General features: G+C 62.0%; 19 protein-coding genes. 13 read left to right on the forward strand and 6 right to left on the reverse strand.

What is annotated here, in order from left to right:
- Window positions 1-18 precede the first annotated feature (18 nt).
- Together KUF55_RS16360 and KUF55_RS16365 are read left to right on the forward strand one after the other, a co-directional pair.
- Window positions 19-723, forward strand: coding sequence for a FadR/GntR family transcriptional regulator (locus KUF55_RS16360; protein WP_218817310.1), 705 nt, complete (start codon window positions 19-21; stop codon window positions 721-723).
- A gap of 233 nt (window positions 724-956) precedes the next feature.
- Complete coding sequence (locus KUF55_RS16365; RefSeq protein WP_218817311.1) at window positions 957-2,291, forward strand: hypothetical protein; 1,335 nt, start codon at window positions 957-959, stop codon at window positions 2,289-2,291.
- Window positions 2,292-2,394: 103 nt separating this feature from the next.
- Here KUF55_RS16365 and KUF55_RS16370 read toward each other — a convergent pair whose 3' ends face one another.
- From KUF55_RS16370 to KUF55_RS16385, 4 genes are all read right to left on the reverse strand, one after another.
- Window positions 2,395-2,793 (reverse strand): universal stress protein, encoded by a 399-nt coding sequence (locus KUF55_RS16370; RefSeq protein WP_218817312.1) that lies wholly within the window; start codon window positions 2,791-2,793, stop codon window positions 2,395-2,397.
- Window positions 2,790-4,319, reverse strand: coding sequence for a tripartite tricarboxylate transporter permease (locus KUF55_RS16375; protein WP_218817313.1), 1,530 nt, complete (start codon window positions 4,317-4,319; stop codon window positions 2,790-2,792). The genes KUF55_RS16370 and KUF55_RS16375 overlap by 4 nt, the downstream gene beginning before the upstream one ends.
- A 25-nt stretch (window positions 4,320-4,344) precedes the next feature.
- A complete protein-coding gene (locus tag KUF55_RS16380; protein ID WP_132360150.1) occupies window positions 4,345-4,890 on the reverse strand; it encodes a tripartite tricarboxylate transporter TctB family protein in 546 nt (181 codons plus the stop codon).
- Between the two features lie 67 nt (window positions 4,891-4,957).
- Window positions 4,958-5,959, reverse strand: coding sequence for a tripartite tricarboxylate transporter substrate binding protein (locus KUF55_RS16385; RefSeq protein ID WP_218817314.1), 1,002 nt, complete (start codon window positions 5,957-5,959; stop codon window positions 4,958-4,960).
- Window positions 5,960-6,112: 153 nt separating this feature from the next.
- Between KUF55_RS16385 and KUF55_RS16390 the strand changes: the two genes are divergently transcribed.
- The 6 genes from KUF55_RS16390 to KUF55_RS16415 all read left to right on the forward strand — a co-directional run bounded on the left by KUF55_RS16390 (window position 6,113) and on the right by KUF55_RS16415 (window position 12,509).
- On the forward strand, window positions 6,113-7,000 hold the full coding sequence (locus KUF55_RS16390; RefSeq protein ID WP_218817315.1) for a LysR family transcriptional regulator: 888 nt from the start codon (window positions 6,113-6,115) through the stop codon (window positions 6,998-7,000).
- Between the two features lie 193 nt (window positions 7,001-7,193).
- Window positions 7,194-8,132 carry a 5-dehydro-4-deoxyglucarate dehydratase gene (locus KUF55_RS16395; RefSeq protein ID WP_132360155.1) on the forward strand — a complete coding sequence of 313 codons (939 nt, stop codon included), beginning with the start codon at window positions 7,194-7,196 and terminating at the stop codon, window positions 8,130-8,132.
- Between the two features lie 43 nt (window positions 8,133-8,175).
- A complete protein-coding gene (locus tag KUF55_RS16400) occupies window positions 8,176-9,783 on the forward strand; it encodes an aldehyde dehydrogenase (NADP(+)) (protein WP_218817316.1) in 1,608 nt (535 codons plus the stop codon).
- The gene (locus tag KUF55_RS16405) at window positions 9,780-11,111 is read left to right on the forward strand and encodes an enolase C-terminal domain-like protein (RefSeq protein ID WP_218817317.1); all 1,332 of its coding nucleotides are present in this window, start codon (window positions 9,780-9,782) and stop codon (window positions 11,109-11,111) included. Before KUF55_RS16400 ends, KUF55_RS16405 begins: the two co-directional genes overlap by 4 nt.
- A gap of 127 nt (window positions 11,112-11,238) precedes the next feature.
- Complete coding sequence (locus KUF55_RS16410; protein ID WP_218817318.1) at window positions 11,239-12,180, forward strand: AEC family transporter; 942 nt, start codon at window positions 11,239-11,241, stop codon at window positions 12,178-12,180.
- Window positions 12,181-12,317: 137 nt separating this feature from the next.
- Window positions 12,318-12,509, forward strand: a complete 192-nt coding sequence (locus tag KUF55_RS16415) for a hypothetical protein (protein ID WP_218817319.1) — start codon at window positions 12,318-12,320, stop codon at window positions 12,507-12,509.
- Between the two features lie 100 nt (window positions 12,510-12,609).
- Here the strand turns inward: KUF55_RS16415 and KUF55_RS16420 are convergent, their stop codons facing one another.
- The gene (locus KUF55_RS16420; RefSeq protein WP_255557124.1) at window positions 12,610-13,884 is read right to left on the reverse strand and encodes an ABC transporter substrate-binding protein; all 1,275 of its coding nucleotides are present in this window, start codon (window positions 13,882-13,884) and stop codon (window positions 12,610-12,612) included.
- 158 nt (window positions 13,885-14,042) lie between these two features.
- Window positions 14,043-15,059, reverse strand: a complete 1,017-nt coding sequence (locus KUF55_RS16425) for a LacI family DNA-binding transcriptional regulator (RefSeq protein WP_218817321.1) — start codon at window positions 15,057-15,059, stop codon at window positions 14,043-14,045.
- A gap of 154 nt (window positions 15,060-15,213) precedes the next feature.
- On the opposite strand from KUF55_RS16425, the gene KUF55_RS16430 reads away from it, so the two are divergent.
- The 5 genes from KUF55_RS16430 (at window position 15,214) to KUF55_RS16450 (ending at window position 21,648) form a co-directional block, all read left to right on the forward strand.
- Window positions 15,214-16,380, forward strand: a complete 1,167-nt coding sequence (locus tag KUF55_RS16430; RefSeq protein ID WP_132360166.1) for a Gfo/Idh/MocA family protein — start codon at window positions 15,214-15,216, stop codon at window positions 16,378-16,380.
- Between the two features lie 62 nt (window positions 16,381-16,442).
- The gene (locus KUF55_RS16435) at window positions 16,443-17,600 is read left to right on the forward strand and encodes a dihydrodipicolinate synthase family protein (protein ID WP_218818842.1); all 1,158 of its coding nucleotides are present in this window, start codon (window positions 16,443-16,445) and stop codon (window positions 17,598-17,600) included.
- On the forward strand, window positions 17,600-18,484 hold the full coding sequence (locus KUF55_RS16440) for a sugar phosphate isomerase/epimerase (RefSeq protein WP_218817322.1): 885 nt from the start codon (window positions 17,600-17,602) through the stop codon (window positions 18,482-18,484). The genes KUF55_RS16435 and KUF55_RS16440 overlap by 1 nt, the downstream gene beginning before the upstream one ends.
- 99 nt (window positions 18,485-18,583) lie before the next feature.
- Window positions 18,584-20,566 (forward strand): DUF6807 family protein, encoded by a 1,983-nt coding sequence (locus tag KUF55_RS16445; RefSeq protein ID WP_218817323.1) that lies wholly within the window; start codon window positions 18,584-18,586, stop codon window positions 20,564-20,566.
- Complete coding sequence (locus KUF55_RS16450; RefSeq protein WP_218817324.1) at window positions 20,563-21,648, forward strand: Xaa-Pro peptidase family protein; 1,086 nt, start codon at window positions 20,563-20,565, stop codon at window positions 21,646-21,648. The genes KUF55_RS16445 and KUF55_RS16450 overlap by 4 nt, the downstream gene beginning before the upstream one ends.
- Window positions 21,649-21,720 lie beyond the last annotated feature (72 nt).

A 21,720-nucleotide genomic window follows, 5' to 3' on the forward strand; every position in this document is an offset into this window, starting at 1 on the left:
CATGAAAGCATTCCTTCTATGAAACCCAATCTGACGACCGGCCTGGTTGAACACCTGCGTGAGCAGATCAGTTCCGGAGAAATCGCCCCGGGAGACAAGCTCCCGAGCGAGAACTCCCTGATCGCCGAGCATGGTGTCTCGCGCACCGTGGTGCGCGAGGCGGTGACCCGGCTGCAGGCCGAAGGATTGGTTCATACGCGCCGCGGGGCTGGCAGTTTTGCCCTTACTCCCCCAGCCCCGGAAACCGGAGCGCAAGCTAGGGTCCCCAGGACCTTGTCCGAGCGCCGACAATTGCTCGAGTTCCGGATGGGGCTTGAGTCCGAGGCCGCAGCCGCCGCCGCCATCGCGGCGAACGCCGAAACTCTGCCCGCGCTAGATACGGCTCTCGAGGCCTTCCGCAACGCGGGAACCAACGCAGCACTGTCCATGAGCTGCGACTTCGAGTTCCATTCGGCCGTGGCCGCCGGTAGCGGGAACCCCTACTTTCTGGACGCGGTGCGTCACCTCGGCCCTGCCATGATTGCCATGCCACGCCAGCGCCTCGATTCAACGGAATCGGTCCGACTCCCCCGGTTGGAACAGGTCGCGGAGGAACACCTGAGCATCCGCAATGCCATCGCTTCGGGCAATGCCATGTCCGCAGCCGCAGCCATGCGCATGCACTTGGCCAATTCCTTGCACCGGCTCGAGATTGAAGCCGGAGTTTCATCACCCACCCCCTGAGAAAATCACTGCCCGCCAATCCTCGAAGCGAGCCCTTTACCTGAGCCGCCCCGTCTGCAGGGAGCACCCTGCGTCGTGAGATGCTCCATCCAACAACCAGGCTCGCTTCGAAGACTCAGCGTAGATTCGTCGTTGCAGGTTAACTAACCAGGCACTGGAGACCACCGGGAACCGAGACGAACCGACCCACATTTCGGTGCGAGAATGTTTTTCATGAACACCGTGGTTTCAACGTGAGCAAAACCTACTGTCTGGTCAGGCCGGATTCCAAGGAATGGGCCGCCCTTCCTCTCTGCCCTCGCACGTGGCGACAAATGCTTGTGGCTTGTGCGATTGTCTTGATGACAACGGTTGCCTCATTCATTGATGCCCGGGCGTGGGAGGACCTACCTCCGGAATATTGGCAACACACCTACCAAATCGCGGACATGTTCGGGCTCTCTGCGACGCTCGTTGCCATATTCTTTTCTCTTATCGGCTGGTTTTTTGGTCGTATGGCCGTTGCGATCGCACCCATCGTTTTGCTCTACGCGGCCGTAGCGTATTCACTCGACCCCACCGATAATGCCGCCATCTGGTGGGCCGGCACCATGGCAGCAGCCCTTTGGTGGCTGATCCAGACAAAGTTCTCCCTACGACAGATTCACGCAGTCCGGGATCTCGCCACAAAGTCGAACGTAGACATCTCAATTGAGCTAGGCCCGGCTGCGCGCAAGTCTCTGAACCGCATGAAACGACGCAGCACGCACTGGGCTACGGGTTTGAGCGCGATCGCTATCTTCGGTTGGTTGGCTACTGCGATGGCGCTACCCACCGCAATCGGTCGCACCTATCAGGAACTCGAAGATCTGGTGTTATCCGACTATCTGGGAACAGCTGCCGCAACCGTGAGTGTTCTGGCCCTAGCCCAGTGGCACCGCTGCGGCTGGAGGTTCCTAGCGCGCAGACGCGTAGGCAATATGGTGTGGCATGTCCCGATCGTTGGTGGCCCGGTACAAGGTCTCTGGTCATCGCTTTCCGAAGACGCCGGCACGGTGCCTTTTGATCACGCTCAATCACTACCCTCGTGTACCTGCATCAACGAATTTATGCGCGCTAACCCCGATGAAAGGGACCTTTACGGGGACATCGGCATTACGGCTTCCGTTTACTGTCCGGTTCATGGGATCGAGCAGATTAATTCCCTTACCTCCGAACAGTTTCGTTCCAACGCCACCGGTACCTGGCTCTGGGACGAAGATTCCCTGCTGCCGATGTCCATGCAAGCCGAAGCAGACAGGACTTTACTCATTGGCTATGCGGGCAAGACATTCATCGGTCTGCCTGCACGCTTCACTAATGGCACAGCAGAAATCCAACCCGACGCGGGTTTCATGATTGACGAAAGCCATCCGCATGTAAACGAATCACAGTGGGACCGCCCCCGGCCGCCGCTTGGCGGGATCGTGGACCGGATTGACCTCACACCCGCAGGACTTAAAGGGTTTGCCATCCGGTACCGGCACGGACGGGCATGGTTCGAAACCACAGACGGGGCATCAGCGCCCCCTTTGCCCGATGCCGAGTGACAAATACTGGTAATCGCGACGTGTGGCCAGAAAAAGGGCCGCGTTGCCCCCACCGCAAAAGCGGCAGGGGCAACGCGGCCATCGATAGGTTGCCGCAGTCTTACTAGAGCTGGTCCGCCTTCACGGCTAGCACCGGGTGCTCTGCCTGCAGCAGGATGCGCTGGGCGTGGGAACCCATAATGAACTTGCCGACCTGGGAACGCTGACGCAGCCCAATGACGATCAGTGAGACATCGTGCTTTTCGGCCAGTTCCAGGATCTCCTCGGCGAGGTCGTCACGATGAACCGACTCCAGAACCCTGGCCTTGATGCCAGCATCCACGGTGGATGCCGTGACGCGCTCGATGTCTTGTGGGCTCGCAACGGACTTATCCACCAATGCGCCCTCGCGCACCGAGTTCACAATCAGCAATTCCTCGTCGCGGAGCTTGGCCTCCTTGATGGCCGCGCGCACCGCCGCCTCCCCGACCTTGGTCGGAACGTATCCCACTAGGATGCTCATACCTTTTCCTTAACCTTAGTTTCGAGCGAGAGGGCGTTTGCCGTCTTACGCTTGTTCATGACGGTCTTGATCATTGGCCACACCGCGACCATGACGAAGATGACCAGCAGCGTGCCGGAGATCGGACGGGTGAAGAACCCCGTTGGATCACCCTCGAGCACCAGCAGCGAACGGCGAAGCGATGACTCGAGCAGGCTGCCGAGCACAAAGGCCAGCACCAGCGGGCCGGGTTCGAAGCCGAACTTCTTCATCAGGTAGCCCAGTGCACCGAAGAGCACCACGAGCATCACATCGAACATCGAGTTGCGGATGGTGTAGGCACCGAGCATGGTGATCAATGCCGTGATCGGGGCCAGGATGGCGCCACGGATCCGCAAGATCCTGACAAACAATCCCACCAGCGGGATCGACATGATCAGCAACAGGATGTTGCCGATGTACATGGAGTTCACCACGCCCCAGAACAGCTCGGGCTGCTCGGTGATCAGCTGTGGACCCGGGGTCACACCCTGGATCAGCAGGGCGCCGAAGATGATGGCCATGGTGGCGTTGGCCGGGATGCCCAGGGTCAGTAGCGGGATAAACGAGCTGGTCGCAGCGGCGTTGTTCGCAGATTCCGGTCCGGCAACACCCTCAATGGCGCCCTTGCCGAAGCGCGAAGGATCCTTGGCGCGCTTCTTTTCCACTGCGTAAGCAGCCAGCGAGGCGATGGTGGCGCCTCCCCCGGGCAGGATGCCCAGGAAGAAGCCCAAGACCGAGCCGCGCCCGATGGCACCGGAGGACTGCTTCAGGTCTTTGCGTGAGGGCCAGACGTTGGCCACGGCGACCGGGGCGGCCGCTGCACGGTGGCGTTCCTCGAGGTTGTAAAGGATCTCCCCGAGTCCGAAGAGGCCCATGGCGATCGGCACGAAGTCGATGCCGTCTGCCAAAGACAGGTTATCGAAGGTGAAGCGCTCGGCCCCGGTGAAGATGTCGCGGCCTACCGTGGCCAGGAACAGGCCGAAGGCTGCGGCGATCAGCGCCTTGATCTTCGATCCACCGGAGATGGTGGCGACCAACAGGATGCCCAGCAAGGCCAGGGCCGTGTATTCGGGAGGTCCGAAGTCCAGAGCGAATCCCGCCACGAGCGGGGCCAAGAAGGTGAGGCCGATGATGCCGACGGTGCCGCCGATGAACGAACCGATGGCGGCGATGCCCAGGGCGGTGCCGGCCTTGCCCTGCTTGGCGAGGACGTAGCCATCAAAGACGGTGACCACGGAGCTGGCTTCACCGGGAATACGCAGCAGCACCGAGGTGATGGTGCCGCCGTACTGGGCACCGTAGAAGATGCCCGCCAGCATGATGATCGCGGTGACCGGCTCCACCCCGTAGGTCATGGGAAGAAGAATCGCGATGGTTGCCGCCGGGCCGAGGCCCGGCAGCACGCCGATCAGCATGCCGATGGCGACGCCGAGCAGGCAGTACAAAAGATTGGTTGGGTCCAGGACAACACCAAAGCCGTCCAAGACCGGGCCGAAGAAATCCATGCCGTTTTACCTTTAGGTCTGTGACTTAGAAAAGTCGAGGGATGGTGGTTCCGAGTGCGGCAATAAAGATCGCGTAGAACGCGCCAACAATCAGGATCGAGTACATGGTGGCCGAGCGCCAGCGCTCACCGCCGAGCCACCTCATCCAGATGAAGCACAACAGCAGCGACGGAATTTCAAAGCCAATCACCGGCATCAGCAACACCATGCCCACCAGGGTGGCGAAACCGATGGCTGCGTACCAGGAATAGGCGGAGAACTTTTCTCCGTCCTTCCCGCCGGTGCGCCCGATGACGATCTGGACGACCGAGAGCACGGCCACCACCAGGCTGACGACAAAGGGCCACATGCCGGGACGCGGTTCGGCCGGCGTTCCCAATCCCAGTTTCAGCGAGAGCACCAGTCCCCCAACGCCCAGGGCCAAGGCAACCAAGGAGGAGATCAGGTTGGCCACCGGGCCGGCGGGTTCGGGCGCCTCGGCGGCCCAGACCTCCGCAAGCTGCTCGGGCGTCAGGATCTCTTCTTCCTGAACCGCGACTTCTTCGACGTGCGGCGCATGATCTGCTCGCATAACGTGCTTCCTTTTGATCTGGAGTGCGCCACCTCAGTGGCGCATGGGGTGGGGAACGGGCGAGATGTTAGTTCGAGGCCAGCGAGATGTTGTACTGCTCGGTCAGCTTCTTGTACTTCGCGGCCAGCGCGTTCCACTCGGTGACAACTTCCTCACCGGTGATTTCTTTCGGGGTCAACAGGGTCGACTTATTGAAGGACTTGTAGGTGTCCTTGGCAACCGCAGCCTTGACCGATTCGACCAGGGCGGTCTTGGTCTCGGCACTCAGACCCTTGGGTGCTGCAATCGCGCGGTACTGCGAAACCGGAACGTCGTAGCCGGCTTCAATGGCGGTCGGCACCTCTGGAAGGAATTCATTGCGTTCGGAGGAGAAGACCACCAGCGGGGTCACCGTGCCCGCATCAATCTGTGGCTTGGCTTCGCCGAGCTGGACGGTGGAAACCTGGACCTGGTTGCCCATGACTGCGGTCAGCGCCGGGGAGCCGGAGTCGAAGGGAACGATAGTGCCCTCGACCTTGGCCTGAGCCAACAACAGTGCCTGAGCCAACTGCGAGCCGGTACCCACGCCGGTGGTGCCGAAGGACAGCTTGGAGGTGCTCTTGGTCAGATCCTCAACCGATTTGACCCCGGACTTGGTGCTGGCAACCATGACGTAGTCGTCCTGGGACAGGCCCGCGATGACGTCGAGCTTGTCCAGCGAAACTGCTTCGTCGGCCGCGACGGCCAGCGGCGTGATGGTGATCAGCGAGGCATTAAGCAGCACGAGGTTCTGGCCGTCGGCCTTCATGGCGGCGACTTCCTCGGTGGCCAGGGCGCCGTTGGCACCTGGCTTGTTGACGACCGGGATGGCAACGCCCAGCTTTTCTGCCATGCCTTCGGCCACGGCGCGGGCGATCAGGTCGGTGGATCCGCCCGGAGCCTGACCGACGGTGAAGGTGACCGGGCCGCTAGGGAAGGTCGCGCCGTCGGCCGAGCCGCCGCCGACATTTCCGCCACAGGCCGCCAAGGACAGTGCGGCCGTGGTTGCGGCAAGCGACAGCATGACACGTCGGGTGATTTTCTGCTTCATTGCGAGATCTCCTTGTTAGCGATGCGTGGTGTGGGGCGATGCCGCCCTGCGAGTGAGTCACAACACGTTTTTTGCTTCTGCCTGAGCCTAGAAAAAAGTTATGATGCTTGTCCAACCCCATCTATGCATAGAGTGATTCCCGAAAGGTATCAATTGTTCACCTTGGACCAAGCCCGAAGTTTTGTCGCCGTTGCCGAGGAGCTGCACTTTGGGCGAGCCGCCGAACGGCTGAATATGACCCAGCCACCCTTGAGTCGACAAATCCAGAAGCTTGAGCGCAGCGTCGGGGTTGAACTGCTCGAACGTGACAACCGCAAGGTATCTCTCACCGCGGCCGGGCAGGCCTTTCTCACCGACGCGCGACGTTTGGTGATTTCTGCCGAGCGCGCACCGCTGAATGCTCGACGCATTGCCTCGGGACAGTTCGGGGAATTGCGCATCGGGTTCACCGCCGCATCGGGCTTCAGTCTGCTCGGTCCCTTGCTCTCGGAAATCTCCACCAACTTACCCAACGTGCATCTTGAACTGTTTGAAATGGTCACCGGCGAACAGGTCGCCGCCTTGCAGGATGGGGATATTGACATGGGGTTGGCACGCCCGCCCTTTGATGAAAAAGCCCTTGAATCCCAACTACTCTTCTCCGAGTCACTTTGCCTTGCGGTGCCCACCGGACATCGGCTGGACCTGCTTCCGCGCGAGGTCCTCATTGAAGACCTCGCGGGCGAAGCCCTCATCATGCACTCGCCCACTAAGGCCCGCTATTTTTATGACCTCGTGGTGCGACAGATCGATATCGAGCACCAGAACGTCATTCACACCGTCTCTCAGATCCTGACCATGATCACGCTGGTCGCGGCGGGACGCGGCATCGCCTTCGTCCCCGAAAGCGCCAAGCTCCTCGGTGTTGAGGGGGTTTCCTACCTCAGGCTCGAGGATGTCGCGGAGGACGCTGTGGAGTTACATGCGATCTGGAACAGGGATACGCGCAATCCCGCCCTGGCCAAACTTGCGCAGATTGTGCGCAGTTCACTGCGGGCCTGAGCCAACAATGCTCATGGACGGGCACCAGCACTCGACGGAGCGATACCCGCCGGGTATCAAACCATACAAATATGGGCTTGGACATGCATCAACGGTGCTCCCTAGGCTGGGGTCAACGAACAACACCATCGTCCACCGCCACACCCACCGACGTAGTCGTGGAGGCACCCCACAGTTTTAGGAGTATCACCTCATGGCCACCTACACCCCCGCCGAACTTGCCAACAAGCTCAAAGACGGATTGCTCTCCTTCCCGGTGACGGCATTTGATGCCAACCTAGAAGTTGACGAGGCTGGCTACCGCAAGCACCTGGACTGGCAGTCCAGCTTCGGCGTTGCCGGCCTCTTTGCCGCCGGCGGCACGGGCGAGGGCTTCACGCTCACCCCGGAGGAAGCCTCCCGCGTGGTGCGCATGGCAGTGGAAGAAGCCGGAGACCGCGTCCCGGTGCTCGGCTCGGCCGGCGGGTCCACCAAGCAGGCCATCCAAAATGCGCAGGATTCCGAGGCCGCCGGCGCCCAGGGTGTCCTGTTGCTTCCCCCTTACCTGACCGAATGCGACCAGGAGGGCCTGTTCGCCCACGTCTCGGCCGTCTGCTCCTCAACCACCACCGGCGTCATCGTCTACAACCGCGCCAATGCCATCTACTCGGCCGACACCGTGGCACGACTGGCCGAAAAGCATGAGAACTTCATCGGTTTCAAGGACGCCACCGGCAACATTGAGCACATCACCAAGGTGGTGGCCAAGAATGGCGACCGGCTCTTCTACCTCGGTGGCCTGCCCACCGCCGAGACCTTCGCTTTGCCGCTGCTGCAGCTGGGCATGAGCACCTACTCCTCGGCCATGTACAACTTCGTTCCGGAGTTCGCCCTGGACTTCTACCAGGACGTGCGCAACCTGGATAACGCCGCCGTCACCGAGAAGCTCAAGCGCTTTGTCCTGCCGTACCTGGACATCCGCGACCGCGTCGCCGGCTACGGCGTCTCCATCGTCAAGGGCGGCCTGAAGGCCGTTGGCCGCGATGCAGGCTCGGTTCGCACGCCGCTTCAGGACCTCACCGAGGCCGACCTGGCAGATCTGGGCGCACTGATCGCCCAGGCTGGCCTCATGCCCGCCCCCGCAACCGTCTAAAGCACCACCACTTCCTCCCCCACCTTCCGACGCAGGAGCACTTATGTCCACGGATACCCAGCAACTCACCGGCCAGTCCATCCTCGCCGGAATCCCTACCCACGGCAACGGCGGCGAGGTGCGCGGCTTTAACCCCGCCACCAACCAGCCCCTGGAACCGGCCTTCTCGCTGATCGATAAGGATCAGTTGGCACTGGCCACCGCGGCGGCGGAGGATGCCTTCGATTCCTTCCGTGCTCTTGACCCGGAAACTCATGCCTCATTCCTCGAGACCATCGCGGCAAACATCGAGGCGGTGGGCACCGAATTGGTGGCCCGCGCCATGGAAGAGACGGGACTTCCCGAGGCACGCTTAACCGGCGAGCGCGGACGCACCGTGAACCAGCTGCGGCTCTTCGCCACGGTGGTTCGCCAAGGTGATCAGCACGGGGTGCGGATTGATCCGGCACTACCGGATCGGGCTCCCATGCCGCGGGTGGATATCCGTCAGCGCAAAATCCCGCTGGGTCCGGTGGCGGTGTTTGGTGCATCAAACTTCCCGTTGGCCTTCTCCACCGCCGGTGGGGATACCGCCTCGGCGCTGGCCGCCGGCTGCCCGGTCATCTTCAAGGCCCACAACGCCCACCCGGGCACCAGCGAAATCGTGGGCCGGGCCATCACCGCGGCCATCACCGAGTTGAACCTGCACCCGGGGATCTTCTCGCTGATCTACGGACCCGGCGCAAGCATCGGTCAGGCGCTGGTCTCCGATCCACGCATCAAGGCCGTGGGCTTCACCGGCTCCCGTTCCGGCGGCACCGCGCTAATGGCTACCGCGGCGGCGCGCCCGGAACCCATCCCGGTCTACGCCGAAATGAGCTCCATCAACCCGGTGATCTTCTTCTCCGGTGCTTTGGCCCAGGACGCGGCTGCCCATGCCAAGGCCTACCTGGGATCGGTGGTCGGCTCCAGTGGACAGCTCTGCACCGCCCCGGGGCTGGTGTTTGTTCCCACCGGTGCGGCAGGGGACGAGTTCGCCGCCGCACTTCGCACCGAAACCGCAAACGCCGCCGGTCAGACGATGCTCACGGCGGGCATCTACAACTCCTGGGTCCAGGGTGTGCAGAATCTTGGCTCCCAGCCCGGAGTCGAACTTCTGGGCCGCGGCGCCGAGGGAAGCGGCGAGAATGCCCCGGCACCGTCGATTTTCTCCACCAAGGTGGAGCAACTGCTGCATAACCCGGTACTGCATGAGGAGATCTTCGGTGCCGCCTCACTGGTCATCCGCTATGCGGATGCTGCGGAGCTAGCCACCGCCCTGTACAAGCTGGAGGGCCAGCTCACCGCCACCCTGCAGTTGACAGATGCGGATCATGAGGACGTCGCCGCGGTCCTGCCCATCCTGGAGCGCAAGGCCGGACGCATCCTGGTTAACGGCTGGCCCACCGGAGTAGAGGTCGGCCACGCAATGGTGCACGGCGGACCCTTCCCCGCCACCTCGGATACCCGCACCACCTCGGTCGGCACCCTCGCCATTGAGCGCTTCCTGCGCCCGGTGGCCTACCAGAACATCCCCGACGCATTGCTGCCGGCAGCGTTGCAGCGATCCAACCCGTGGAAGCTGACCCGCCGCATCGATGGCACCCTGAAGAATGCCGGGGAAAACGCATGAGCCTAGGACAACCCACCATCGCGAGCATCGAGGTGGTTCCGGTCGCCGGACACGACTCGATGCTGTTGAACCTTTCCGGCGCCCATGGCCCGTTCTTCACTCGCAATATCACCATCATCACCGACTCCGATGGCCGCACCGGCCTCGGTGAGGTGCCCGGTGGCGAAGCGATCCGAAGCACCATTGAAGAGGCTGGGCAACTGCTCATCGGTGCACCGGTGGCCAAGTACCGCACGCTGCTGCGCGCGGTGGCCACCCGCTTTGCCGACCGGGATGCCGGTGGACGTGGCACCCAAACCTTTGACCTGCGCACCACGGTGCACGCGGTCACGGCCATCGAGTCGGCACTGCTGGATGTGCACGGCCAGTTCCTCGGCGTTCCCGTTGCGGAGCTGCTGGGCGACGGGCAACAGCGCGATGCCGTGCCGATGCTTGGCTACCTCTTCTACGTGGGCAACCCCGATGACACCGATCTGCCCTACCTGCGCGAGCCACACGGCACCGATGACTGGGAGAAGGTGCGCCGCGAGGAAGCCATGACCCCGGAGGCCATCGTGAAGCTCGCCGAGGCAGCTCAGAAGCGTTACGGGTTCAAGGACTTCAAGCTCAAGGGTGGAGTGCAGGCCGGGGATGCGGAAGTTGACGCCGTCATCGCGCTGAAGCAGCGCTTCCCCGAGGCACGCATCACCCTAGATCCCAATGGCGGCTGGCTGCTCAAGGACGCCATCCGCTTGGGTAAGCGAATGCAGGGCATTGTGGCCTACGCCGAGGATCCCTGTGGCGCCGAGGGCAAGTTCTCCGGACGTGAGGTGGTGGCCGAGTTCCGTCGGGCCACCGGCCTGGCAACGGCCACCAATATGATCGCCACCGATTGGCGCGAAATGGCCCACGCCATCCGCACCAATGCCGTGGACATCCCACTGGCCGATCCGCACTTCTGGACCATGGCAGGTTCGGTACGTGTGGCCCAACTCTGCAACGAGTTTGGGCTGACCTGGGGTTCACACTCAAACAACCACTTCGATATTTCCCTCGCCATGTTTACCCAGGTTGGTGCCGCGGCGCCGGGCGAAATCACGGCACTGGATACACACTGGATCTGGCAGGACGGTCAGGGGTTGACCGAGGAACCGCTGCTGATTCGTGACGGCGAGATCAAGGTGCCGGATCGTTCGGGCCTGGGCGTGAGCCTGGATCGCACCCGACTGGCCGAGGCTCACGAGCTCTACCTGGAGCACGGGCTGGGCTCGCGAGATGATGCTGCTTCCATGCAGTACCTGATTCCGGGATGGGAATTCAATGCGAAGTCCCCGGCGCTGGTTCGCTAGCGCCACGAATTGAATAGCAGTAGGGACGCCGGAGTCGTTGAGCACAACGATTCCGGCGTCCTTACCGCGCTTAAACTCAGGTCTGGTCCGCGACCACGATCATCAAGGACCAACCGAGGAAGAGAATATGCAAGGAGTGCTCCAGGGGTTCACGATCGTACTGATCCTGATCTTCATCGGGTTGGCCACCGCGCGGTTCCTGCCGCGCAAGCGTGAATCCATCGCCACCGGACTGACCCCGCTGATTTACTACATCACCAATCCGGCATTGATGTTCACGCTGTTGGCCGAGACCGATCTGCGCTCGGTCATCGGAGTGTTCACTCCAATAGCCCTGATCACCGCCGCGCTGACCGGCGGGCTCTATGCGCTCAGCGCCAAACTATTTTTCAAGGTCCCCACGACCCGGCTCCCGGGCGCCGCGATGTCCACCAGCTACGTTAACGCCGGAAACATTGGCGTGCCGCTGGCACTCTATGCGGTGGGCAGTACCGACCCGGTGGTCTCGGTCCTCATTGCCCAGTTGCTGATGATCGCTCCGGTCTATCTCTGCTTCTTTGCCCTGGCAGCCCGCGCGACCGGCAGCCAAGAGAACAAGACTCCGTTGGCTAAAACCATCCTTCGGTCCATCGCCAACCCCGTCACCATTGCCACATTCATCGGTGCGCTCTTCGCCGCCTTTGATCTCCGTCTGCCCGAGGTCATTCACATTCCGTTGGACATGTTGGGACAGGCCTCCATCCCGCTGTTGCTTATGGCGTTTGGCCTCTCGCTTTACGGGCAGCGGCCGCTGGCGCAGAAATCACTGCGCGGTGAGGTGTTCCTGGCGACCGGATTCAAGATGCTATTTATGCCGCTGGTGGCCTGGGCGTTTGCTGCTTTTGTTTTCCATTTGCAGGGAACCGCACTGCTCGGGGTGGTACTCATGGCGGCGCTTCCCACCGCCCAAAACGTGCTGCTCTTTTCCCAACAGTTCCGCCTGGAAACCACCGTCGCCCGGGAGGTCATCCTCTGTAGCACCCTGCTGGCATTGCCCGTGACGTTAGTGATTACGCTGCTACTCGGGTAATCACGGCAGCTGTCTATCCCTCGTATTTACGACTGTCGGGTACTTCCGGTGAAAGATGCCGCCGTCTCGCTCGAACGGCTCCACGCCACGGGCCACTTCGCACCGCGGAGCACTGTTCCACGTGCGACGCTTGAGGCATGAACAAGAGCCGGATGTGGCTATCGATTATTTTCTTCGTGGTCTTCTTTATGTTGCTGTGCCTCTGCGGCGGTTTGGCGTGGTTCTGGTCCACCGGCTACCAGTGGTGGGTCGTGGCCGCCCTAGCGCTCGGATCTGGGGTTCTCACGTCGCTGAGCCTGATCGCACTGAATCGGCCGCAGAAGCGCTGAGGAATGATCACGGAAGTCGTCATCTGCCGGACAACGGTATTAAACAACTGTGGTGGAGACAAGGCCGACGGCCTTGTCTCCACCACAGCGCCAGTGCGAACTAGCTGATTTCGATCTTCATTTCCTCGTACATCTTCTGTGCAGCGTCCTCGGTGCTCAGACGTCCGAAGAACACTTCCAGTCCGTAGCGGTACAGGATGTCCTGCAGACCACTAAACCCGCGCGGTGGCACCGGTTCGGCGGCGGCAATTTCGTCTTCGATGTCGGCCATGAACTCGGCCGAGCGAGCGTCTGCTCCATCAAGGGCCGCAACCACTGCTTTACGCACATCGAGGTTGGAGGGAAGTCCGCGGTCTGCCAGGTTGAGCAGGCCAGCTTCTTCGGAGTTCACCATGAAGTCAATAAACTTTTTGACCTCTTCGGGGTGCTTGGTGCCCTTGGTGGCGGACATGAACATCGATGACTTGAAGAAGGTCTGTGATCCACCGGCTTCTCCGCTGCGGCCCGGCATGCGCAAGGGGACTAGGTCTTCACCGGAGGCGCCGGAAAGGGCGGTGAGTTGGTTGGTCCACCACATGCCCATGGCTGCGCCGTTGGTTCCGGTCAACGACCGGTCCGGGCCTGGGCTCTGGTCCTCGGCGATTCCCGAGGCGCTCGGAATGGCTTCGGCCTCCATGAGTCCCTTGAGCATTTCAAAGTACGAGACGGCATCCGCTGGTTCAAATCCGAGAGTGCCCTCGGCGGTAGTCAACGATTTGCCGTCCTGACGCAGCCAGAACTGGAAACCGGCTGGCTCATTGGGTCCGGTTGCACCAAATACTTTGGTATTTTTCGTAATTTTCGCGGAGATGTCACTGTAGTCATCCCAGGTCCAGGTCTTGTCATCGGGTAATTCGACGCCGGCTTCCTTGAAGAGCGTCGGGTTGGCCATCATCGCCATGGCATTAATTCCGGTGGTGATGCCGACAACGCCGTCCTCGGTGGTGCCATTGGTGATGGCTGCCTCGTCGAACTTGGAGACATCAACGTCCGAGAGGTCCAGCAATGCTCCACGGTCTGCGTATTCACGCAGATACTTGTCATCCATCTGAATAATGTCCGGCGCATCATTGGAAGCAACCTGCGTCGCCAGTTTGTCCCAATAACCACCCCAATCTCCATACTCACCCTGGATTTTGATGCCGGGGTTCTTGGCTTCGAAGGCATCGATAATCTTCTGGGTTGCCGCTGACCGCGACTCAGAACCCCACCAGGAGAAGCGCAACGTCACGTCTCCATTGGCGTCTGCGGCATTCCCGTTGCCGCCGCAGCCTGTGAGCGCCAGCGCGGCTATGGACGCCGCCGCCGTAAATTTTGCCAGTCGAGCGAATTTCATCATCGAATCCTCAAGTCTTGTGGTGGAGCACGGTCGCCCGCTCTTGGGAAAGCGGTTTCCAACACCGTATGTGTGATTGGAATCACCCGTCAAGTGCCCTGGCTATCTTCGTGATTCCTTTTGCGCATGCATCAATACACAATTGGCAATCATGGAAATCAGGGACAGAACGTGGTGCTTTCGCGCAAAATCGGGGTCCCGTCAATCACTCGAACGGAGGCAGCGTCTTCGGCACCCAAGAGCATGAGCGCCGCCTGCTCCCCCATGGAATCCAGGGGCAGCTGGACGGTGGTGATCGAGGGAATCATGTCTTCAAGCGTGGCGATGTCATCAAATCCGGCCAGCGCCACGTCCTGCGGAACCCGCAAACCGGCGCGGCGCACGGCGGTCAGCGCGCCGAGGGCCATCACGTCATTGGCGGCCAGGACGCAGATCTGTCCCTGAGCTATTTCAGCACCCGATGCATCGAGGTATTCGGTCATGACTTCCAACCCGCCATCGCGGGTAAAGACCCCTGGCAGTACCGCCAAGGCCGATAGTCCGGCCTCATCTAGTCCTTCAATAAATCCGGCATGACGATCTTTCACCGTCACCAGATTCATATCTCCGGCCAGGATCACAAAGCGTCGATGTCCAAGCTCCACCAGTTGGCGCACCAGCTCGGTGGCGGAGCCGCGGTTATCAACGCTCAGGCCCAAGGTTCCCGGCAATGGTTGGCCGATCATGATGACCTTGCCGCCATTTTTTCGGTAAGTTTCCACCGCAGCAATCAGCGGCTCATCGCCGTCAACGGTGCGCGATCCGGCCAGCACAATCCCCTCGGTCCGGTAGGACATGAAGGCGCGCACGGCTTCCATTTCGGTCTCGCCATCCCTGTCGGTGCTCGAGAGCATGACGCGCAATCCCGAGCCATGGAGCCCATGCTGCACCCCGTGGGCGATGGAGGAAAAGTAGGGGTCGGCAATGTCGTGCACGATCAAGCCCACCAGGCCCGCCGAGGAGCGGGCGAGCGCTTGGGCTTGAGCGTTAGGGAAGTATCCCAGGCGCTCGGCGGCACCGCGAACCTTCTCGGCAATCGCTTCCGCCGGGCTTCGCGAGGAGCCGTTCAAGACCCGGGACGCGGTCGCCGGAGAGACTCCTGCCTCACGGGCCACATCTGCCAGCCGTACGACCATCTGGAAAACCACCTTTCAATAATTTCGGCACGCTGCCGAAACCACACACGCCATTGTGACAGTTGACACGTCGATCTAAACGAATATATCTTGGAAAGCGCATTCCCACCCACTTTCCCAGATATACCGACCCGATTTCAGGAGTCAGAAGACCATGCCGGAAACACAAGTACTTCGTATCGCCATGAACGGTATCACCGGTCGCATGGGTTACCGTCAGCACCTCCTTCGTTCGATCCTTCCGATTCGTGACCAGGGTGGCATCACTCTGGCCGACGGACGCAAGATCACCGTGCAGCCCATCTTGGTCGGCCGCAATGAAGAAAAAATCCGAGAACTCGCCCGCATTCACAAGATCGAGCACTGGACCACCGACCTTGATGAGGTCATCAACGACCCCACCGTCGACATCGTGTTTGATGCCTCGATGACCTCCCTGCGCTCACAAACGCTCACCAAGGCCATCAACGCCGGCAAGCACATCTTCACCGAGAAGCCCACCGCGGAAACTCTCGAGGAGGCCATCGAACTGGCTCGGATCGCCAAGGCTAAGGGCATCACCGCGGGCGTGGTGCATGACAAGCTCTACCTCCCGGGTCTGGTCAAGTTGCGCCGACTCGTTGATGAGGGGTTCTTCGGACGGATTCTCTCGCTGCGCGGGGAATTCGGTTACTGGGTCTTCGAGGGTGACATCCAAGCGGCCCAGCGCCCCAGCTGGAACTATCGATTGGCCGACGGCGGCTCGATGACCACGGATATGTACTGCCACTGGAACTACGTGCTTGAGGGCATCATTGGCAAGGTCAAGTCGGTCACCTCCAAAACTGCCACCCATATCCCGGCGCGCTGGGACGAGCAGAACAACGAATACGCCGCCACCGCCGATGATGCCGCCTACGGCATCTTCGAATTGGAGACCCCCGCCGGGGATCCGGTGGTCGCACAGATCAACTCCTCGTGGGCGGTGCGCGTGTACCGCGACGAACTCGTCGAATTCCAGATTGATGGCACACACGGCTCGGCCGTTGCCGGCCTGAACAAGTGCGTGGCCCAGCAGCGCGCCAATACTCCCAAGCCGGTATGGAACCCCGATCTACCCGTCACCGAGTCCTTCCGCGATCAGTGGCTTGAGGTCCCGGCCAACGACGAACTCGACAACGGCTTCAAGCGCCAGTGGGAAGAATTCCTAGAAGACGTGGCCTACGGCCGCGAGCACCGGTTTGGTTTGCTGTCCGCCGCGCGCGGCGTGCAGCTGGCGGAACTCGGCCTGCTCTCCGCCGCCGAACGCCGCACCATCGACATCCCCGAGGTCGTGCTGTGAGCCTGGCAACCGGCACGACCCTGCTCCTGCCCTCATCCGATGGAAGACTGCGCGAGCACACCATGAAGGCCCCCGGCGCGTGGAGCAAGCCGACCGCACCCATCACCTCGCGCAACGTGTACGCGGCCGCCCACGTGGTGCCGCAGATGAATGCGGAAAATACTCCCGGATCCCCGGCGGTCTTAGACTGGCAGGCCACCCTGAGCTACCGCCACGAACTGTGGTCCTGGGGTCTAGGCGTTGCCGATGCCATGGATACCGCGCAGCGCGGCATGGGATTGGACTGGTCGGCCACCCAGGAACTGATTTCCCGCTCGGCGGCGGAAGCAGCTTCCGTGGTGCACAGCGCGCCGGCCGCACTACGCGGCAAAAGCGTGCGGGATCTGATCTCCTGTGGCGTGGGCACCGACCAACTGGTGTTGGAAAACCTCCCCACCGGCGACGCCGGACTTCAAGCCGTTCAGGCCGCCTACCTTGAACAGCTCGAGGTCGTTGAGGCAGCCGGTGCCAAAACCATCATCATGTGCTCCCGCGCCCTGGCCTCAGTGGCCCGGAATGCCGAAGATTACCTGCGGATCTACACGGATCTGCTCAAACAGTCCTCCCAACCGGTCATCCTGCACTGGCTGGGCACCATGTTTGATCCAGCTCTGGCCGGATACTGGGGATCCGCCGACATATCGGTCGCCACCTCGACGTTCCTGGAACTGATCAACTCGAACCCCGAGAAGATCGACGGGGTGAAGGTATCGCTGCTCGATGCCGAACACGAAATCCAGTTGCGGGCAGCCCTGCCGGCGGGAGTACGCCTGTACACCGGGGATGATTTCAACTATCCCGAGTTGATCCGCGGCGACGGGCAGCGCCACTCCGACGCCCTGCTGGGCATCTTCGCCGCCATCTATCCCGCTGCGTCGACCGCCCTGCAGGCCTTCGACGCCGGGGACACGGAGCGTGGATACCAAATCTTGGCTTCCACCCAAGAACTCGGGAAACACATCTTTTCCGCTCCCACCTTCTACTACAAGACCGGCATCGCATTCCTGGCCTGGCTCAACGGACACCAAAGCGGTTTCCAACTGGTCGGTGGCCTGCACTCCGGGCGCTCACTGACACACCTAGCCACCACCTTTGCCCTGGCCGATGAGGCGGGGTTACTGCGTGACCCCGCGGAAGCCGCACGCCGCATGAGCGCCCTACTCACCACCGGAGGAATCTGATGAGTTTTGAACTATCCCTGAACACCGGGACCATACCCAACCTTTCTCTTGATGAGGCGATTCGCTACACCGCAGAGGCAGGTTTGAGCCATATCGGTCTCTGGCGCCACCTGCTGGTGGACGGTGCGGAGGCAGCAGCCAAGGCAGTATCGGCGGCGGGCCTCAGCGTCTCCTCGCTGTGCCGCGGCGGATTCCTCACCTCCTCCGATGCCGAAGGTCAGGCGGCCGCGCTGGAAGAAAACCGGGAGGCCATCCGCGAAGCCGCGGCGCTGGGCACCGGCGAATTGATCATGGTGGTCGGCGGACTCCCGGCGGCAGCCCACGTCTTGGGTGGAACGGGCGACCGCGCCGACAAGGATGTAGCAGCCGCCCGAGCCCGGGTAGCTGACCGGCTGGCCGAACTGGTGCCCTACGCCGCAGAACACGGGGTCCGGCTGGTTTTAGAGGCCCTGCATCCGATGTACGCCGCCGACCGCGCCGTGCTCTCCACGCTGGATCAGGCCCTCGATCTGGCGGCCCCCCACGCCCCGGCAACCGTCGGCGTCGTGGTGGATACCTTCCATGTGTGGTGGGATCCGCGTCTTGCTCAGGCCATCACCCGCGCCGGGATTGAGGGCCGGTTGGCCAGTTACCAGGTGTGTGACTTCAACCTGCCGATCGCCAGCGACGCGTTGAAGTCCCGTGGCATGATGGGCGATGGCTACGTTGATTTCGCCTCCATTTCTCTGGCTGTAGCGCAGGCCGGGTACACCGGTCCGGTTGAGGTGGAGATCTTTAATGAAGAAATCAACAACCAGGATCCGGCGCTCACGCTGGCCACCATGAAGGAACGCTTTGAGCAATTGGTCTTGCCGTCGTTGCAGACTGCCAGCGCGCTGGTGTAACACCGCCTGACCCGGGGGCATCGATCGAACGTGGTTGCTGCCCCCGGCATCATTTTGAGCGTCGCGGATCAACTCCGTCCAACATCTGAAGGAGCGAGAATGAGTATCCCCGCTACACGCATTTGCCTCGTGGGCATTCGCGGTTTTGGCCTGCGCCACCTGGAAAACATCCGTGCGCTGGAAGCCAGCGGACTCGTGGAGCTGAGCTGTGCCGCGGATCAATGCGTTCAGGATGGTGATCAGCCCCTGGGTCCGAACGTACGGATGTACAACTCGCTGGCCGCCGTCGCGGCATCCGGGGAACCGGTGGATATCGTGGTGCTCGCAACGCCCATCAATACGCACTTCGAGTTGGGTATGATCGCCGTTTCCATGGGGGCGGATCTGCTCCTGGAAAAGCCGCCGACGGCAACACTGGCACAATTCGAGGAATTACTGGCAGCCTCCCGGCAGGCCGGGACCCGCATCCAGGTCGGCTTCCAGTCCCTGGGCTCGCACGCCCTGGGCGCCATCACCGAGCTATTGGATTCCGGGCGCATCGGTCAATTGCGGGCCGTCGGCGCGACGGGCATGTGGCAGCGCGACGCCGCCTACTATGCTCGTTCACCCTGGGCGGGGAAACGAGTCCTCAATGGGGTCCAGGTGGTTGACGGGGTGATCACCAATCCGCTGGCCCATGCGGTGATGACCGCCCTACATATTGCCGGAGCGCAAGAAACCACCGACATCCTCCAGCTGGAGACCGAGCTATTCCACGCCAATGACATCGCGGCGGATGACACCTCCACGGTCCGCGTCCAAACGAAACACGGCATACCCGTCACCTGTGTACTGGCCACCACCGCCGCCGAACAACAGGATCCGTTCATCACGATCTTCGGCACCGAGGGGCAGGCGATCTTCCACTACACGCGCGATGAACTGGCCATCACGGGCGCCGACGGGCAGCGCACCGTGCGCACGTTTGGTCGCACCGATCTTTTGACCAACCTGATCGCCTCGCGCGCTGATCAAAACATCAATCTGCTCAGTGGGCTGGAACGCACCGGCGCCTTCATGCGCGTGCTCGAGGCCGTGCGCACCTCCGACGATCCAACCGCCATCAATCCGGAGCACCTGAACGTGGTGGGTCAGGGACCCACCCAATATGTGGTGGTCCCGGGGATCGAAGAACTGGCGCAACGGGCCATCAAGTCCCCCGCAACGTTCTCCTCACTCGGCGCGCCCTGGGCCGCTCCCGCGCCCGCCGGAGAGCCGCTGCTGGTGGCAGGTCGGGAGGTCGCGGGGGTGCGACTGGGCACCGAGCTGTCCCCCACGAACTCACCTCGACCCTTCCTGCACCCGGTGTCCACGCTCACCGGCACCATCCTCACCGACCAGCAGCCGCTTGACCACACCTGGCATCTGGGTGTTGGAGTGGCCATTCAGGACGTTGACGGGGTGAACTTCTGGGGCGGTCGCACCTATACACGCGAGGCAGGCCGCTACATCTGGCGCAAGGACCACGGCCATATCACGCTGCTCTCCTCCGAAACGAATGAAGGGCGCCGCGACGATACCCTCGCCTGGATCGGGCCGGATGGACAAACCATTCTGGATGAGGAACGCACCATCAACGCGACACCCGGTGCCAACGGAACATGGGAACTTGGCTACGACTTCACCCTCACGCCGCACGGCTCCGCGTCGGTGGCCCTGGGTAGCCCGGGCTCCAATGGCAGGGTGGCCGGTGGCTACGGCGGATTCTTCTGGCGTCTGCCAGCGGTTGAGAACGCGGAGATTTTCACCATTGATGCACGCGGTGAGGAAAACGTGCATGGGTCCGTCTCCCCGTGGCTGGCCTTTGCGGCTGACTTCGGCGGCTCCGCGGCGACCCTAATTTTCCATGCCACGGATGATGATCCGTGGTTTGTGCGCTGCGCCGGATACCCGGGCATTGGGCGCTCGCTGGCCTGGGACAGCCCGGTGACCACCACCCGAGCGAACCCGGTGTCTCGTTCTGTACGGGTCATCGTCGCCGACGGCCGCCTGGGCGCCAACGAGGTTCTTGGGCTGTTGTCCGGGGCAGGCGTTCGGGCATGAGCCGCGTGGCGACGGTGTTGAACCCCGAGCTCACGACCAAGCACCAGCGTCTGCTGCTGATCCTTGAAGCACGTGGTGCCGACGCTCTGGTGTTGGATTCCCCCGCGGCGCTGAGTTGGTTCTTGGCCGGTGCGCGAACCCATGTTTCGCTCGCCGGTACCCCGGTGGCCCACGTGCTGGTTCACCGGGGCGGTGCCTGCCTTCTGGTCTTTAACAACGAAGCCGAACGTCTGGTGGCCGAAGAATTGCCGGCGGGACTAGAAATCTACTCCGTACCCTGGCACGCGTCGCTGGGTGAGTCCTGCGCACGCGTGGCGAAGGAACGTGGTTTTGCCCAGGTCTTGGCGGAGGCGGACGTGGCGCTGGAACTGCGGGCTGCCCGTGCAGCATTGCTTGACGTGGAGCAGGACCGCTACCGGCGCCTGTGTGTTGACACCGCCCGGATCCTGACCGATGTGTTGCAGGGTGCTACCCCGCACGACAGTGAGCGAGAGATTGCTGCCCTTCTGGCCGCCCGCGTGGTGGGTAGTGGCAGCGACCCATTGGTGGTCTTGGTTGCCGGGGAGCAACGTCTGGGCAACAGGCATCCACTGCCGACCGATTCCCCGGTGGGCAACAGGATGATGGCCGTGCTGTGTGCCAGGCGCGATGGCCTGATAGTGAATGTGACTCGTTGGGTCTCCTTCACTCCACACACTGCGAAGCAGCGGCGTGATGAGGAGGCGATCCTTGCGGTTGAGGCCGAAATCCTCGCCGCGACTCGTCCCGGTGTCAGCTTGGAATCGTTGCTGCCGGTGATCGAACAGGCCTATCCGCGCCACGGCTTTGCGCCGGATGAAATCATGCGTCATCACCAGGGTGGGCCCACCGGCTACGCGGGCCGCGATCCGCGCCTAGTGCCGGGTATCAGAGACACCATCGTGGCGGGGCAGGCCTTTGCCTGGAACCCATCGGCTCCCGGCGTGAAGGTGGAGGACACCATGCTGCTGGGTCATGAAGGGTTTGAGGTCCTCAGTGTTGATGAGCGCTGGCCCAGCGTGTCGGTTGCTGGGCTTCAGCGCCCCGCGATTCTGGAGCTCTAGAAAGACGCTCCCCCAGCTGAAAAGTGGGGTTACCCCGACTCCGGGGCAATCCCACTTTTTGTGGTGGGGTGA

The organism is Paeniglutamicibacter sp. Y32M11 (assembly GCF_019285735.1).
In the GTDB taxonomy this organism is placed as follows: Bacteria; Actinomycetota; Actinomycetes; order Actinomycetales; family Micrococcaceae; genus Paeniglutamicibacter.

Bases quoted from the DNA above. Each gene is read 5' to 3' on its own strand.
- KUF55_RS16410 (WP_218817318.1), top strand. From the start codon at position 11,239: ATGCAAGGAGTGCTCCAGGGGTTCACGATCGTACTGATCCTGATCTTC.
- KUF55_RS16370 (WP_218817312.1), bottom strand. From the start codon at position 2,793: ATGAGCATCCTAGTGGGATACGTTCCGACCAAGGTCGGGGAGGCGGCG.
- KUF55_RS16440 (WP_218817322.1), top strand. From the start codon at position 17,600: ATGAGTTTTGAACTATCCCTGAACACCGGGACCATACCCAACCTTTCT.
- KUF55_RS16405 (WP_218817317.1), top strand. From the start codon at position 9,780: ATGAGCCTAGGACAACCCACCATCGCGAGCATCGAGGTGGTTCCGGTC.
- KUF55_RS16395 (WP_132360155.1), top strand. From the start codon at position 7,194: ATGGCCACCTACACCCCCGCCGAACTTGCCAACAAGCTCAAAGACGGA.
- KUF55_RS16375 (WP_218817313.1), bottom strand. From the start codon at position 4,319: ATGGATTTCTTCGGCCCGGTCTTGGACGGCTTTGGTGTTGTCCTGGAC.
- KUF55_RS16430 (WP_132360166.1), top strand. From the start codon at position 15,214: ATGCCGGAAACACAAGTACTTCGTATCGCCATGAACGGTATCACCGGT.
- KUF55_RS16435 (WP_218818842.1), top strand. From the start codon at position 16,443: ATGAAGGCCCCCGGCGCGTGGAGCAAGCCGACCGCACCCATCACCTCG.
- KUF55_RS16385 (WP_218817314.1), bottom strand. From the start codon at position 5,959: ATGAAGCAGAAAATCACCCGACGTGTCATGCTGTCGCTTGCCGCAACC.
- KUF55_RS16450 (WP_218817324.1), top strand. From the start codon at position 20,563: ATGAGCCGCGTGGCGACGGTGTTGAACCCCGAGCTCACGACCAAGCAC.
- KUF55_RS16420 (WP_255557124.1), bottom strand. From the start codon at position 13,884: ATGAAATTCGCTCGACTGGCAAAATTTACGGCGGCGGCGTCCATAGCC.
- KUF55_RS16400 (WP_218817316.1), top strand. From the start codon at position 8,176: ATGTCCACGGATACCCAGCAACTCACCGGCCAGTCCATCCTCGCCGGA.
- KUF55_RS16415 (WP_218817319.1), top strand. From the start codon at position 12,318: ATGAACAAGAGCCGGATGTGGCTATCGATTATTTTCTTCGTGGTCTTC.
- KUF55_RS16445 (WP_218817323.1), top strand. From the start codon at position 18,584: ATGAGTATCCCCGCTACACGCATTTGCCTCGTGGGCATTCGCGGTTTT.
- KUF55_RS16425 (WP_218817321.1), bottom strand. From the start codon at position 15,059: ATGGTCGTACGGCTGGCAGATGTGGCCCGTGAGGCAGGAGTCTCTCCG.
- KUF55_RS16360 (WP_218817310.1), top strand. From the start codon at position 19: ATGAAACCCAATCTGACGACCGGCCTGGTTGAACACCTGCGTGAGCAG.
- KUF55_RS16380 (WP_132360150.1), bottom strand. From the start codon at position 4,890: ATGCGAGCAGATCATGCGCCGCACGTCGAAGAAGTCGCGGTTCAGGAA.